Below are 14,248 nucleotides of genomic sequence, written 5' to 3' on the forward strand. Positions count from 1 at the left end.
CCGGGCGCGGGAGCTCCCCGGTGGCTCCGTCACACAGCGGCCTTATGCTGTTTTGCGTCCAGATGGGTTATGACTCTGGCGCCGCTTTCCAGGGTCCTGTGAACCGGGCAGCGGTCGGCAATTTCCATCAGCTTGGCGCGCTGCTCATCGCTTAAGGGGCCGCAGAGGTGGATCACCCGGGTGAACTGGTCGATCTTGGCGGGGCCTGTGGGCTGGGCGTCCTGGGCATGCACCTTGTCGTGGCTGACATCGACACTGATCCCTTCCAGCGGCCAGCCCTTGCGGCGGGCATACATGCGCAGGGTCATCGAGGTGCAGGCGCCAAGTCCGGCCGCCACAAACCCGTAGGGCGACATGCCGCGGTTGGTGCCGCCATAGGCCAGGGGCTCATCGGCGAAAGTATGGTGGCCGGGCCCGGATTGAACATCCTGCAGGAAACCGTCCGGATCTGCTTCGGTCACGCGCAGGATGCCTTCCGGGGCTCCGGGCGGCGGAGCGGGCGGCGACATTCCGATATAGCGGCCGGCCCAGGCTGCGATCACCTCGGCCGCGTATTCCGCATCTGCAGGCCGCGAGACCAGGTGGTCGGCATCATCAAGCGTGACAAAGCTTTTGGGGTGTTTGGCGGCCGTGAAGATCGACGCGGCATTGTCGATGCTGACTGTTTCGTCGCGCGGTGCGTGCAGCACCAGAAGAGCCGCCTTCAAGTCCGCGATGGCAGGCTCCAGCGCCTCGGCGGTGATATCGTCGACAAACTCCTTGCCGATCACAAAGGGCCGCCCGCCCAGGCAGACTTCGGCTTGGCCCTTGGCTTCAATTTCCGGCAAGGCGGTGCCAAAGTGATGCGAAACATGGCCGGGGTCGAAGGGCGCGCCCAGAGTGACCACCCCTTTGACCGTCGGAATACCCGCCCGGGCCCGAAGCACCGCGGCTCCGCCAAGGGAGTGGCCGATCAGCAATGAGGGCGGCATGTTGCGGGAGGCCAGATACTGCGCGGCCATGATCAGGTCCGCTACGTTGGAGCTGAAGGTTGTGTTGGCAAATTCACCTTCCGAATGACCCAGGCCGGTAAAGTCGAAGCGTAAAACCGCGATGCCCATGGCTGCGAGCCGCCCGGCAATACGCCGGGCTGCGGGGATGTCCTTAGAGCAGGTGAAGCAATGCGCAAAGAGAGCGGTTGCCAGCAACGGCCCTTGGGGGAGGTCGAGGCGCGCGGAGAGGCTGGTCCCGGCATGGCCGGGGAAAGTGATCCGTTCGGTGGGCATGGGCGTGGCCTTTGTTGGGTGTTCCGCTTAGATTGAGCGCTCATTGGGTCATGAACAAGGCAACAGACCCGGACGTCACGGGAAGGTGAAGGCAGATGAGCGGCATGAGCATAGCGGGCATCGGTTGTTACAGTCCGCGGGACAGCCGGGACTGGGAGATGTGGCGGCGGTTGCAGCGGTTCTGCGATAGCGAGCCGCAGGCTTTCGGGCGCAATCCCGGGACCGGCCATGTGACCGCTTCAGCCTTTGTCATGTCGCCGGACAAGACCAGCGTGCTGCTGACCCATCACCGGAAACTGAACCGCTGGTTCCAGCTGGGCGGCCATTGCGACGGAATTGCAGATGTGCCCTTTGCGGCACTGAAAGAGGCCTATGAGGAAAGCGGGCTTACTCGGATCAGGCCACTGTCAGACCGTGTGTTCGACGTGGATATTCATGAAATCCCGGCAAATGCCACTGACTGCGCCCATCTGCATTACGACGTGCGCTACCTGTTTCAGGCGGAAGCGGGAGACATTGCTGCCAGCGCAGAATCGCACGCTCTGGCCTGGGTGCCCTTGGAGCAGCTGGAAGAGGTGACGGACTCACCCGGCGCCCTGGTGCTGAGGGACAAGCTGCAGCCGTTCCTGAGCAGCTATTGTTAAACGGTGGCGCCTGATGGCGCCGCTGGGAGAGCCGGCCCCTCCCGAAGGGAGGGACCGGCCGCTGAGCGTTACGCCTCGCCCAGAAGTTCCTTGTCGAACGGGTATTTGGTCAGGTTCTCGTAGCCGTCCTCGGTGATCAGCACCTGGTCTTCCAGCTTGATCGAGAAATCGCCGCCTTCGGGGGAAACCAGGGCTTCGACGCAAAGCACCATGCCCGGTTCAAGCTCGTAGTCGAAAGCGCCTTCGACCATCGCATCCGGATAGGCGACCAGCGGCCACTCATCGCACAGGCCGACGCCGTGCATCATGCAGCCGTACTTCTGTTTCTGGAACTGCGCGTCCAGAGGGTGGCAGGCCTTGGACAGATCCTGAATGTTCACGCCGGGCTTCAGCATTTCCATGTTGTAGCGGATGTGCTCGAGCCCGTGCTGCATGGCGTAGACCATTTCCGCGGGCGGCTTTTGGTCGCCGATCCACCAGCTGCGGGAAATGTCGATGCAGATCCCGTAGGAACCAACCAGATCGGTGTCAAAGCTGATGATTTCGTTGTTCTGGATGATGCGGGGGCCGCATTCCTGGAACCAGGGGTTGGTGCGCGGGCCTGAGGCCAGCAGGCGGGTTTCAATCCATTCGCCGCCGCGGCGGATGTTTTCCGCATGCAGCACGGCCCAGACGTCATCCTCGGAGATATTGCCGCCGGGCACGTTTTCGCGGGCGAATTTTTCCATCTCCGCCACAGCGGTTTCACAGGCGTGGCTGGCGCAGCGCATCGCCAGGATTTCATCGGGGCCTTTGACTGCGCGGCATTTCTCGGTGAGCTCTTCGCCGGGGAAGATCTCCAGTCCCTGCGCCTCCAGCGCCCGCAGGCCGTGCAGCATGATCTTATCCACCGCCAGGCGTTTGTTGCTGCCGCTGTGCTCTTCCAGAAGCTTGCGCACCTCGTTGGAGAAGACATCGGCCGCCACGTCGACCTTGTCGCCGCGGTCGAAGTAGAACAGGTCGGCGCCTGCGCGCTGTTCGCGCACCAGCGGGTTGAACTCGCTGAGGAAGGGCGACTGCTTATAATCCCACAGCACCATGTAGCCGTCCGCACAGACCAAGAGCGCGCGGAACGGGTTGTGGGTGTTCCACAGCTGCATGTTGGTGCTGTCGGTGGCATAGCGGATGTTCAGCGGATCAAACACCAAGAGGCCGGCATAGCCGCGGTCGTTGATGTGCTTGACCAGCCGTTCCCAGCGGAATTTGCGCATTGCTTGCAGGTCGGGAAGCTGCAGCCCGGCCTCGGCCCATTCGGAGAACGCCAGCTGGGTCGGCCCGATCTCGACGCGGTCGTTGTCGTTTGGGGTGTTGTCGCCCAGATTGGCGCCGCGGGTGGGGTCGATCTTTCGGATGTCGCGGTAATGCTCGTTCATGCTGGGAAGTCCTCGCTGCACAGTTCTGTCCAATGTGGCTGCTGCCGCATCTGGAAGCGCTGCAGAAAACGACGGATTCGGCGGTCGTTTCTGACCTATGATGCAACGTCGCGCATGGACACGGGCGGCCTGGATGCTATCGGAGAGGAATGACTGCGATTCTTCAGAAAACAATTCCCTACAATCCGCTGGAGGAAAGGAAACTTCCTGGTATTCAGCCGCTTGCACCCTACGGATGGCTGGTTGCGGATGACGCTTTTGCAGGCCAGATGGCAGAGCGGGAGGCTTTGCTGGAGGCCCGCAGGACGGATGTTTTGCAGCTGGATGCCAGTGCTATGGCTGCCGCACAGGAATTGCTGCAAATGGTGCTGGACACGGGCGGCCGCAGTGCCGGCGGCGCAGTGGTGAGGGCGGATGGTGTTCAGGTGCCGGTGGACCGGGAGGATCCTCTGGGCACTTTGGGGCGGATCGCACAGCAGGACTTTTGCATTCTGCAAAAGCCTGAGGGGACGGAGGAACATGTTCTGACCGGCGCGGTTCTGTGCTTTCCAGCGAGCTGGATGCTGTCAGAGAAATTCATGCGGCCGCTGACTGGCATCCATGAGCCGGTCGGAAGCTATGACTCCGGGATCGCCGCCCGGGTGCAGCGGTTGTTCGACGGAGTCCAGGCGGAACGGCCTTTGTGGCGTTTCAATGCATTGTGGTACCAGGATCCCGCGCTGTTCCAGCCGCGCAGCAAGGATGCGCCGCGCGATAAGCCGGATAATAAACAGGCCGGGTACCTTCGCAGCGAAAGGCAGATGATCCTGCGGCTGCCGCAAACCCGCGCTGTGGTGTTTGCCATCCATACCTACGTGCTGGCGCGCGAGGATGTCTTGCGGCAATGGGGCGGTGGGCAAGACCAGGCAAACGCCCCCTCTGAGCCCTAGGGGACGAGCGGCCGGGCGGCTTGGACCATACCTGCGCTGTCGAGGAAGAGGATCAGAGCGGCAAGCAGTATCAAATGGCTGATGAAACGCATCCGCCTGGTGCCTGACAAGCTGATTGCTGCCAGGAACGATGCTCTCAGCTGGCTTCCCCAGCCGGGTTGCAGACTGGTCGCCGGAAGGGGATTGCGAACGCGGGCTCTGGCGCGGACAGCGGCCTCGGAGGCGCCGGCTCTGGCCTGACGGTCCTTTGCAGCCTGGAAGGCGAGGTCGCAATGGGCTTCAAGCTCCTGCGCGGTTTCTTCAACTGGCGTAAAGCAATCGCGGCCGCGCGGCCGGGCGGGTTCAGCCTGCTGCGCGGGCAGTGCCGCAGGAGCAGGTGCCGCAGCCGGTTCGGCCGGCTGGCGGTGCTCTGGCTCGAACACGCCCAGGAACTGGTCGCAGGTCAAGGCTATGTCAGTGTCGAGCCATTCCACGGAGGTGGCTTCGACCGCCGGAAGCAGCCGCCGCAGCATCTCGGCGAGAAGCAGCTCCGAAATTTCCTGATCGCAATGTTCCGGATAAAGCGGGGCCAGGGACAGTTCCAGCAAGGCCGCAGGCTGCAGCATGCCGCTGGTCAGCTTGCTTGCGCGGCGCAGCGGCACACGCCGCAAGCGCACAGTCACCAGGTAATGGTCGCATTGCAGTTTGGCTGTATTCTCGGCGCGGGCTTCGATCTTGTCGGCCGGGTGGCCGAAATCCTCAAGCGAATCCACAACCGCCGAAACAGCAGAAGAAAGCGTTCCGGAATCGCGGCTCTCAAGCCCAAGCCTGCCCGTGAAATGCACATTGTCTGCCACCGTCCGGTTCCTCCATTCAGGGTGCCGATAAAGGAACATTAAAATTTGAAATAGTTGAAAGTGGGGCAGCGAAAGGCGCTGGAACGGAAACTTGGCTTGCCGCCTGCCGGAAAATTGGGCGGTCCGTAGTGTCCTGTTTTTAAACAAAATTAACGACAATTTTCACCGAGGGAAGGCGGGAATGCGGCCCAACTGTGGCAGCGGCCTGACACATTGGCGCCCAAGAGCTTACAATGCCGCGGGAATCAAGCGCACTGTTTTCAGGGACCGGACGAGGGTGGCTGCCGCAGCCCTGTATACGGCGGGCCACGGGAGCCATGCCGCAAAGGTTAATCAGCCGTCAATCTGGCGTCCCATGATCGCCAGCGACTGCTGGTAGACCGTGGCTGCGTTCCACTCTTTCAGAACGCGGTAATTGGGATCGCCGGGCTGGTAGCCTTTTCCGGGTTTCCAGCCCTTCTTGCGCAAATAATGGGCGGTTGAGGCCAGAGCATCGCCCATGTTGTAGAAGTCGACCTGTCCATTGCCGTCCCAATCCACACCGTAAGTGAGCGCATTGCCGGGCAGGAACTGAGTGTGGCCAAGTTCACCGTGTTTGGCGCCCAGCGTGGAGGTGCTGATCGCGCCCTGGTCGACAAGCTTAAGGGCGCCCAAGGCATGCGGGCGGAAGAAATCCGAGCGGCGGCAGTCATAGGTCAGCGTGACAATGGCCGAAACCACCTGGCTGTCGCCCATGTAATTTCCAAAGGCGGTTTCCATTCCGTGGATGGCGATCAGGATGCCGGCAGGAACCCCGTATTGGCGTTCCAGGGCCGCGTAGAACTCGGGATTGCGCGCCTTGCGCTTGCGGCCCTGCGCCACGATGGTGGCGGAGCCGCGGATCTGCATGAATTTCTCCAGCGAGTACTTAAAGCTCTTCTGGTTGCGGTCAGCTGCGATAGTCCGGCGGGCGTATTGCGCCGCGGCCAGAGCCCGCAGCCCGGCCTTGCGGACGCCGGCGCGCTTGGCGTCACGGCTGAATTCCTGCTTCCAGGCTTCAAATCCGGCAGAGGTATTGCCGCAGCTGGCGGCCAGGGCAGGGGAAGCAAGCAGGGCGGAAATCAGGGCAGGGGCCAGAAGGCAGCGCATGAAGGAACTCTCGAAATGTGACTCGTGCGCCTGCAGCCTAGCGTGCTCGCGCCCTTTGTCTAACGGGAATTCCTGGCTTAGGTTCCCATCCGCCTAGGCAAAGGCTCCGGCAGCAGCCAGCGCCAGGCCATCGGCCACGGCGGTCATGGCATTTGCTGTTTCCGTACGGGCGTTTGGGCACAGGGCCTGCATCTGTGTTTGGACTGCAGCCAGCAGCGAAGAGCCGCCGACCAGGACGATCCGGTCCACCTGGCCGGGGGAAATGCCTGCCTGCGTCAGCGTCTCTGCTGCACAGTTGCCGATGGCAGCGGTCTGACCGGCCAGGGTTTCATTCAGCACATCCGCAGCCAGCGGCACCGACAGCCCGCGCTCAAGAAGTTTCAGGTCGATGGCAGCGCTGCGGTCAGGGCCATTGGCGCGGATCTTGCCGCGCTCGACGGCAAAGGCAAGCTCATGGCCTAGCTCATCCTCCAGTACTGACACCAAGCGGGCAAGTTTTGCGGGCTCTGCCGCATTGGCCGCCAGGTCCTGCGCCGCACGCCGGCTTTCGGGCGTGTAAAGGAAAGGGATCATCTGCCAGGTTGCCAGATCGTTGAACAGCCGGTTGGGCGCCGGGAGCGTGCCGCCGCCGAAGGTATTGCGGATCTGGCTGCCCCGGCCAAGCAAGGGCATCACGTGCTGAATACTGAGCTGCCGGTCGAAATCGGTGCCGCCCAGGCGCACGCCGTTTGAGGCAAGGATGCGGGTGCTGCCGTCCTGCTGCTGCTCAAAGGCGGTAAAGTCCGACGTGCCGCCGCCGATGTCGACAATCAGCCCCAGCCCCTGGGCCGGTGCTGCAGCGCGCAGGGCGGCTTCGGGCTCGTACATGAACAGCACGTCCTGAAAACCGGCCTCCAGGTAACAGGCGCGCAAATCCTTTTCGGCCTGAATGTTCCGGTCCGCGTCCTTGGAATGGAACCGCACCGGCCGGCCTGACAGCGCATGGGTAAACTGCATATGGGTGGCTGTTTCGGCCCGCGTCTTCATCTCTGCAAGAAAGCGGGAGATGATGGTGGCAAAGGAGATCCGCTCGCCGCCCAGCCGCCGTTCCTCATGCAGCAGCGGGGTGCCCAGCAGGCTTTTCAGCGCGCGAATGAAACGCCCTTCCTCACCGCTGATCAAAGCACGGGTCGCGCTGCGGCCGATCCGCATGCGGCGTGCGTCTTCTTCAAAGAAAACCGCCGTGGGCAGGGTGGTTTCTCCCGGCTCCATCTCCACCAGCCAGGGACGGCCTGCAACCGCAATTCCGGCGGCCGAGTTGGAAGTGCCGAAATCGATGCCAAGGGTGTTGGGGGCGGTCATGGGAAGGCTCCTGTCAGCAGCGGGAGCGGGGCTGACTACCGGCAGTTGAAACGGAATGCAAGAGGCCCGCTGCAGCGGCGGATTTGCCCGAATCCGGACCAAGGCGGTACACTGAGCTTGAGGACCTCGCCTTTTGGGGCGCGCCGGGCAGTTCAACAAGCACCGGCCATTTCAAGAACCGGCACATGCGTAACTTGGGATACGCGGCATGAATTGCGCCGTGCATTCCCCATTTCCCGGAGGGACGCCATGGCTGTCACACTCACCGGATCCGTAGGGCGCAAAGGCAAGAACACGCCTGAGGATGTCAAATCAGTGCAAGAGCTGTTGAATGCTTTTGCCAAGCTTCTGAAGCTTTCCAAGCTCAAAACCGACGGCAAACCCAGCAAGGCACTGGAAACCGCAATCGGCAAATTTCAAGAGCAGGTGTGCAAATTCCGCCCTGACTTTAAGGTCGATCCGAAAAAGACGACGCTCAAGAAGCTGAACGCAGGCCCGGCCAAGGCGGCAGCGGAGCAGAAGGCAGAAGAGAAGAAGCACGAAAAAGCCAAGGAAGACCAGCACAAGAAGACCATGGCCTCGGTCAAAAAGCTTGCCGAGAAGGCGGCCAAGAAGCAGGGGGTGGATTCAAAAAGCTGGAAGTCGCTGTATTCCGACCTGGAGAAATACGCGACCGAACAATGGTTTGCCTATATGGGCAAGGAAGAGAAAAAAGGGCCTGCCGACCAGAAGTGCCTGGTCAAAAATGCCGACAAGGTGCTGAAGGACGCGCTGGCCAACTTTGACTACCTGCTGGGCGGCCAGGAGTCTCAGCCGGACGCCAAAGTGCCGCTGACCCTCAAGGGCTCGGTTACTACCATCAAGGGGGGCTGTTTCGACTTCAAGGTCAGCGGCATGAGCCCCGATCCAAAAGCCAAGATCCTGCTGGTGCCGGACAAGTTCTCGCTGACGCTGGACATCACCAAGGGCTGGGACAAGAAATCCATGGTGGGCCTGTTCAAACTGCTCGACCAGGGCAAGCTATGGGGCAAGAACGTCTCGTTCTATGCGGTGGAAACCACCGACGGCAAACCCGACATGAAGACCTGCTCCAAGGCGGTGGTGCTGGCCACTCCGGTGGCGCCGTTCAAGGGCACCGTGTCGCTGGAGGGCATCGGCAAGGACACCGGCATGACCTATACCGGCAACGGCAAGGGGCGGTATCTTTATACGGCACCGATCAACGGCTGGTATTTCCTGAAGTACGGTCCGAATTTCGAGCGCGACCCGAAAATGCGCGGGTTCGACTGCATCACCTATGTCGGCAGTGCCATGAAAACCATGAGCGGCATGGGCGGGCGCGGCGATGGGCTGGCGGCCCACCTAGGTGCCTCCAAGGTCGATATGGAGGACGTAACCAAGGACAAAGTCGTGGAGTTCTTCGGCAAGGACGGCAAAAGCGGCACCTATATCGCTTGGTGGTCAACCCATTGCATCGCGGTGAAGAACGGCACCGTCTATGAGTTCTCTCAGTCGAAGAAAGGCTTCAACAAGAAAGCTGCGGGATCTTATGGGTGGCCCTCCAAGGGCAATTACGTGCGTAAACTCTGAACGGCCGGCTTAGCAGGCCGTAGCGGTCTGCGCCCTGACTGAGAGGCGCATTGCGCCCGTTTGTACAGCGGGCAGTTGTTGTCCGGGGCAGCCGGGGTGGCGCCGTCGCAAGAGAACCGCAACAAAAAAGGCGCCCGGTTGGGGCGCCTTTTCTGTTTTACTGCTTCAGCTTAGCAGCTGTAGTACATGCCGAATTCCACCGGGTGCGGGGTGTGCTCGTACTTGTGGACCTCTTCCATCTTCAGCTCGATATAGCCATCGATCTGGTCTTTGGTGAACACGTCGCCCTGCAGCAGGAAGTCGTGGTCGGCGGCCAGGGCGTCGATGGCTTCGCGCAGCGAGCCGCAGACGGTCGGGATGCCTTCCAGCTCTTCGGCCGGCAGATCGTACAGGTTCTTGTCCATGGCTTCGCCCGGATCGATCTTGTTCTTGATGCCGTCCAGGCCGGCCATCAGCAGCGCGGCAAAGCACAGGTAGGGGTTTGCCGCCGGATCGGGGAAGCGGGCCTCGACGCGCTTGGCTTTCGGGCTTTCGGTCCACGGAATACGCACGCAGCCGGAGCGGTTGCGGGCGGAGTAGGCGCGCAGAACCGGAGCTTCGAAGCCGGGGATCAGGCGCTTGTAGGAGTTGGTGGACGGGTTGGTGAAGGCGTTCAGGGTCTTGGCATGCTTCAGGATGCCGCCGATGAAGTAGATCGCCTCGTCCGACAGGTCAGCATATTTGTCGCCTGCAAACAGCGGCTTGCCGTCTTTCCAGATCGACATGTTGACGTGCATGCCCGAGCCGTTGTCGCCATAGATCGGCTTCGGCATGAAGGTGGCCGATTTGCCGTAGGCGTGCGCCACATTGTGGATCACGTATTTGTACTTCTGCAGCTCGTCCGCCTGTTTGGTCAGCGAGTCGAAGATCAGGCCCAGCTCGTGCTGGCACGACGCCACCTCGTGGTGATGCTTGTCCACTTTCATGCCCAGACGCTTCATGGTCGACAGCATCTCGGAACGCAGGTCCTGGGCTTCGTCGGTCGGGTTAACCGGGAAGTAGCCGCCCTTCAGGCCCGGGCGGTGGCCCATGTTGCCCATTTCGAACTCGGCGTCGGTGTTCCAGGAGCCGTCGGTTGCGTCGACTTCATAAGACACCTTGTTGATGGTGTTGGAGTAACGCACGTCGTCGAACAGGAAGAATTCCGCTTCCGGGCCCATATAGGCCACGTCGCCGATGCCGGAGGACTTCAGGTAGGCTTCGGCCTTCTGGGCGGTGCCGCGCGGATCGCGCTCATAGGCTTCGCCGGTGTCGGGCTCAACGATGGAGCAGTGCAGGCACAGGGTCTTTTCCGCGTAGAACGGGTCGATATAAGCCGAGGTGGTGTCCGCCATCAGTTTCATGTCGGAGTTTTCGATCGACTTCCAGCCGGCGATCGAGGAGCCGTCGAACATGAAGCCTTCTTCCAGGAAGTCTTCGTCCACCAGGTCCACGTCCACGGTCACGTGCTGCAGCTTGCCGCGCACGTCAGTGAAACGGATGTCGACATAAGCGACGTCTTCCTCACGGAGAGTCTTGAGAACTGCGTCTACGCTCATTCCCTTGGTCCTTCTGATATAGGTATCTGGAGATTTCGAGTGTTCTTAGAGTGCGTCCGGGCCGGTCTCGCCGGTGCGGATACGGATGGCTTGCTCGACGGGCGAGACAAAGATTTTGCCGTCGCCAATCTTGTCGGTTTTGGCAGCATCGACGATGGCTTCAATCGCCTGGTCGACCTGATCGTCGTCCAACACAACCTCGACCTTCACCTTGGGTAGGAAGTCGACCACATACTCGGCGCCGCGGTACAGCTCGGTGTGGCCCTTCTGGCGGCCGAAGCCTTTGACCTCGATGACGGAAAGACCCTGGACGCCGACGTCCTGCAACGCTTCCTTCACCTCATCCAGTTTAAAAGGCTTGATGATGGCTTCGATCTTTTTCATGCGTGGGCTCCTCGCAAGCTTGTTGGGGGTGTCATTTCACTTCTAAATGAAGGCAGCAATGCAGGGCTGTGCAGCTGCGGCAAATGAAGGCGGGATTTGAAGCTGTCTGCCTAAAAATTAAGCACTGCGCCCGCAAAATGCGCAGAATTGAATCGGGGAAGGGCAAAACATGACCGAACTGCTGACCGCAGCCCAGATGCGGGCAATTGAGCAGGCCGCCATCGAGTCCGGCGAGGTGACCGGGCTGGAACTGATGGAACGGGCCGGGCAGGGGGTGGTTGAGGCCATCTTCGAGGAGTGGCCGGAGCTGGCTGAGCCTGTTGAAGCCGGGCGAGGGGCCGGCCCCTCGCGCTCCCCGGAGTATTTGGGGAAAGATGAAGAGGCGCGCCGGGCGGTGGTTCTGTGCGGGCCGGGCAACAATGGCGGCGACGGTTTTGTGGTGGCGCGGCTCTTGAAGGAGCGCGGCTGGGAGGTGGAGGTGTTTCTTTATGGAGACCCGGAAAACCTGCCGCCGGATGCGAAGATGAATTATGAGCGGTGGCTGGAATTTGCACCGGCGAGGCCCATTGCAGAGTTTCAGAGACCGCTGGGCTTTAGCGCCGATATCTATGTTGACGCGATTTTCGGTACCGGTTTGAAACGGCCGCTAGGCGATCTGCACAATGAGCTTTGGCAGGTCTTTGACGCAGACACTGGCCTTCCACGAATTGTCGCCATAGATGTGCCGTCCGGCACATGCTCAGAAAGCGGCTATGTTTTGTCTGACTGTCAGAAGACGCCTCTGTCGCCCGGAACGCCCAGCCACGTGTTTGAAGCCGAACTGACGGTTACTTTCCACTCGCCGAAAATTGGACACTTCCTTGGCGGCGGAACCCGAAACTGCGGAAAGCTGGTTGTAATGGAAATAGGGATACCGAAGGGGTCTAATTGGGCGAGTGATCGGGTCCAGTTGTGTGAGCCTGCAGTTCCCAGCCTGTGCAAGTCCTTTTGGAACCACAAATACAACGAGGGTCACGCGCTTATCTTATCTGGCGGCCATGGCAAGACCGGCGCCGCCCGGCTGGCCGCCCGAGGAGCGTTGCGGATCGGGGCAGGGCTGGTCACCGTCGGCTCGCCGCGCTCGGCGATGTTTGAAAATGCCGCCAACCTGACCGCCATCATGCTGCAGCAGATCGACGGGGCGCATGGGGTCAGCGAATTGCTGGAGGACAAGCGGTTCAACGCGGTCTGCCTTGGCCCCGGCCTCGGGCGCGGCGCCGACACGCAGGCGGTGGTGATGGCAGTGCTGAAGGAAAACCGCGCCACTGTTCTGGACGCGGACGCGCTCACAAGGTTCGAGCGGAAACCGGAAGCGCTGTTCGAGCAACTGCACGAAATGTGCGTGCTCACACCGCACGGCGGCGAGTTCGCCAAGCTGTTCCCGGACCTGGCGGAAAAGCTGAACGCGCCTGCCACCACAGGCCCCGCCTATTCCAAGGTGGACGCCACACGCGAAGCCGCCAAACGCGCAGGCTGCGTGGTTCTGTTCAAGGGGCCGGACACAGTGATTGCCGCGTCGGATGGACGCTGCTCGGTCAACTCCGCCCATTACGAGCGTTCCGCTCCCTGGCTGGCAACCGCCGGGGCCGGCGACGTGCTGGCGGGTTTCATCACCGGGCTGATGGCGCGGGGGTTTTCCCCGATGCAGGCGGCAGAAACCGCTGCATACATTCATGTCGAATGCGCGCTCGAGTTCGGCCCTGGCCTGATCGCCGAGGACCTGCCGGAGCAGATCCCCGCAGTGTTCAGAAAACTGGGACTGTAGCGCTGTATCAGGCTGCCGGGCGCAGGTCTTCGGAGGCTTGCGCCGCCGCCGCCAATTCCAATCCGCCTGCATAGATCACATGCGGGCGGGAGAACTCGAGAATGGTCAGATCCATCATCTGCAGCCCCATGTCGCGGATAAACTCGCCGTCCACGAGTTCATAGGCCGGCACCACTGCCTGCGGCTGGCCGAACATTGCCTTTGCGCGCCAGTCGCGCACGAGAATCCGCTGATCCCAGGGCACGGTCAGATTGCCATCGGCCCGGGTGTCGCCAAGGGAACCTTCTGAAATACAAACGGCTTGCAGCATCGCGCGGCGGGTTCGAACCCTTTCCACCTGCGCCATTCCCTGAGTACGGGTGATCAGGCTGTCGCCTGCCTTGATTTCTTCTGCCGCGCGCTCGCCCTCGCGGGTGAGCACGATTGTGCCGCGCAACAGGCTGATGTTCTGACTGCCCTGAAACAGCCGCCGTGGTTGAGCCTGGCCACGCGCAGCCAGCTGCGCGCGCAAGGCCGCATTGCTAAACGGTTTCATGATGTTGCTCGCTCTGTTTGCCTCAGATTTTTTTCCAAATGTACGCCACAACTGGATTCCAGGCCCAGCGCTTCCGGCAGAAATCCGCTTATTGTTGCAATTATGCGGACGGATTGTTGCGCGGTTGCACCGCTGGCAGAACATGCGATTTCCTCTCGCATCCCTGGAAAAGCTTTGCTATTGAGCGCTGCACGCAAGGCTTAGCGCCCTGCGGAACGTGCGGGTGTGGCGGAATTGGTAGACGCACCAGATTTAGGTTCTGGCGCCGCAAGGCGTGGGGGTTCAAGTCCCTTCACCCGCACCACTTTGATTTCAAACAGGAAATCCGGGAATTCAACAGGCGGTGAAAGCCGCGGGATTTCGGATTTCCCGGAATCATGTTCTGTTCACGTTTTGGTCTGTTGCGCCTGGGCTGCTTCGAACAGCTGCCGTTGGTCCGCTTGGCTGCGGGACTTTTTGACCGTTTCAAGAGTCTTGCGGCCAGAGACCATAAAAGAGAGCGAGCAATCTTGCCCGCATCTCGGCGCTCCACCAGTCGTGAGCATAAACCGGCCGGCAGTTCCCGTGCATGTTGTCCGGGGAGACGCGATCCTCTGAGCAGACTACCGCGATGATCCCCTGCGCCTTCGGCAATTCGGTGCCGGCGCGGGCTATCTCAACGAACCGTTCTTTTCGAAAAGGCCGATGCATGATCCTGCTCCTGTCCTGGGCGTTGTTTACTGCAGAGGCTCCGGCAGATTTCCAAGGATTTTAACCGGCAGTTTCAGTTGCGGAGGATTGGTGCCAGCACAGGGTTGCGCAGG

12 protein-coding genes and 1 tRNA gene are annotated in these 14,248 nt (G+C 61.2%); 5 read left to right on the forward strand and 8 right to left on the reverse strand.

Going from position 1 to position 14,248, the window contains the following annotated elements; translation table 11 throughout:
• Positions 1-29: 29 nt before the first annotated feature.
• Complete coding sequence (locus tag RA19_RS20290) at positions 30-1,265, reverse strand: bifunctional alpha/beta hydrolase/OsmC family protein (RefSeq protein WP_039166188.1); 1,236 nt, start codon at positions 1,263-1,265, stop codon at positions 30-32.
• Positions 1,266-1,369: 104 nt separating this feature from the next.
• Between RA19_RS20290 and RA19_RS20295 the strand changes: the two genes are divergently transcribed.
• A complete protein-coding gene (locus tag RA19_RS20295; RefSeq protein ID WP_446720300.1) occupies positions 1,370-1,909 on the forward strand; it encodes an NUDIX hydrolase in 540 nt (179 codons plus the stop codon).
• A gap of 68 nt (positions 1,910-1,977) precedes the next feature.
• Here RA19_RS20295 and dddP read toward each other — a convergent pair whose 3' ends face one another.
• Positions 1,978-3,321: a dimethylsulfonioproprionate lyase DddP gene (gene dddP, locus RA19_RS20300; RefSeq protein WP_039166193.1), complete on the reverse strand. Its 1,344-nt coding sequence runs from the start codon at positions 3,319-3,321 to the stop codon at positions 1,978-1,980.
• A gap of 149 nt (positions 3,322-3,470) precedes the next feature.
• On the opposite strand from dddP, the gene RA19_RS20305 reads away from it, so the two are divergent.
• Positions 3,471-4,250: a heme-dependent oxidative N-demethylase family protein gene (locus tag RA19_RS20305; RefSeq protein ID WP_039166196.1), complete on the forward strand. Its 780-nt coding sequence runs from the start codon at positions 3,471-3,473 to the stop codon at positions 4,248-4,250.
• On the opposite strand, the gene RA19_RS20310 is transcribed toward RA19_RS20305, so the two are convergent.
• From RA19_RS20310 to RA19_RS20320, 3 genes are all read right to left on the reverse strand, one after another.
• Positions 4,247-5,245: a hypothetical protein gene (locus RA19_RS20310; protein WP_152615838.1), complete on the reverse strand. Its 999-nt coding sequence runs from the start codon at positions 5,243-5,245 to the stop codon at positions 4,247-4,249. The genes RA19_RS20305 and RA19_RS20310 overlap by 4 nt on opposite strands.
• A 174-nt stretch (positions 5,246-5,419) precedes the next feature.
• On the reverse strand, positions 5,420-6,214 hold the full coding sequence (locus RA19_RS20315; RefSeq protein ID WP_039166203.1) for a lytic murein transglycosylase: 795 nt from the start codon (positions 6,212-6,214) through the stop codon (positions 5,420-5,422).
• A gap of 93 nt (positions 6,215-6,307) precedes the next feature.
• Positions 6,308-7,555: an Hsp70 family protein gene (locus RA19_RS20320; protein WP_039166205.1), complete on the reverse strand. Its 1,248-nt coding sequence runs from the start codon at positions 7,553-7,555 to the stop codon at positions 6,308-6,310.
• 249 nt (positions 7,556-7,804) lie between these two features.
• On the opposite strand from RA19_RS20320, the gene RA19_RS20325 reads away from it, so the two are divergent.
• The gene (locus RA19_RS20325) at positions 7,805-9,145 is read left to right on the forward strand and encodes a hypothetical protein (RefSeq protein WP_039166208.1); all 1,341 of its coding nucleotides are present in this window, start codon (positions 7,805-7,807) and stop codon (positions 9,143-9,145) included.
• Between the two features lie 170 nt (positions 9,146-9,315).
• Here RA19_RS20325 and glnA read toward each other — a convergent pair whose 3' ends face one another.
• The gene (glnA, locus tag RA19_RS20330) at positions 9,316-10,722 is read right to left on the reverse strand and encodes a type I glutamate--ammonia ligase (RefSeq protein ID WP_039130030.1); all 1,407 of its coding nucleotides are present in this window, start codon (positions 10,720-10,722) and stop codon (positions 9,316-9,318) included.
• A gap of 45 nt (positions 10,723-10,767) precedes the next feature.
• The gene (locus RA19_RS20335) at positions 10,768-11,106 is read right to left on the reverse strand and encodes a P-II family nitrogen regulator (protein WP_008554830.1); all 339 of its coding nucleotides are present in this window, start codon (positions 11,104-11,106) and stop codon (positions 10,768-10,770) included.
• 169 nt (positions 11,107-11,275) lie between these two features.
• On the opposite strand from RA19_RS20335, the gene RA19_RS20340 reads away from it, so the two are divergent.
• Positions 11,276-12,910, forward strand: coding sequence for a bifunctional ADP-dependent NAD(P)H-hydrate dehydratase/NAD(P)H-hydrate epimerase (locus RA19_RS20340; RefSeq protein WP_039166211.1), 1,635 nt, complete (start codon positions 11,276-11,278; stop codon positions 12,908-12,910).
• Positions 12,911-12,917: 7 nt separating this feature from the next.
• Here RA19_RS20340 and RA19_RS20345 read toward each other — a convergent pair whose 3' ends face one another.
• Complete coding sequence (locus tag RA19_RS20345; protein WP_039166213.1) at positions 12,918-13,445, reverse strand: Hint domain-containing protein; 528 nt, start codon at positions 13,443-13,445, stop codon at positions 12,918-12,920.
• A 219-nt stretch (positions 13,446-13,664) separates the two neighbouring features.
• Here RA19_RS20345 and RA19_RS20350 point away from each other — a divergent pair.
• Positions 13,665-13,749 (forward strand) — tRNA-Leu (locus tag RA19_RS20350).
• The last annotated feature ends 499 nt before the right edge of the window (positions 13,750-14,248 follow it).

The organism is Leisingera sp. ANG-M1, from assembly GCF_000813745.1.
GTDB lineage: Bacteria > Pseudomonadota > Alphaproteobacteria > Rhodobacterales > Rhodobacteraceae > Leisingera.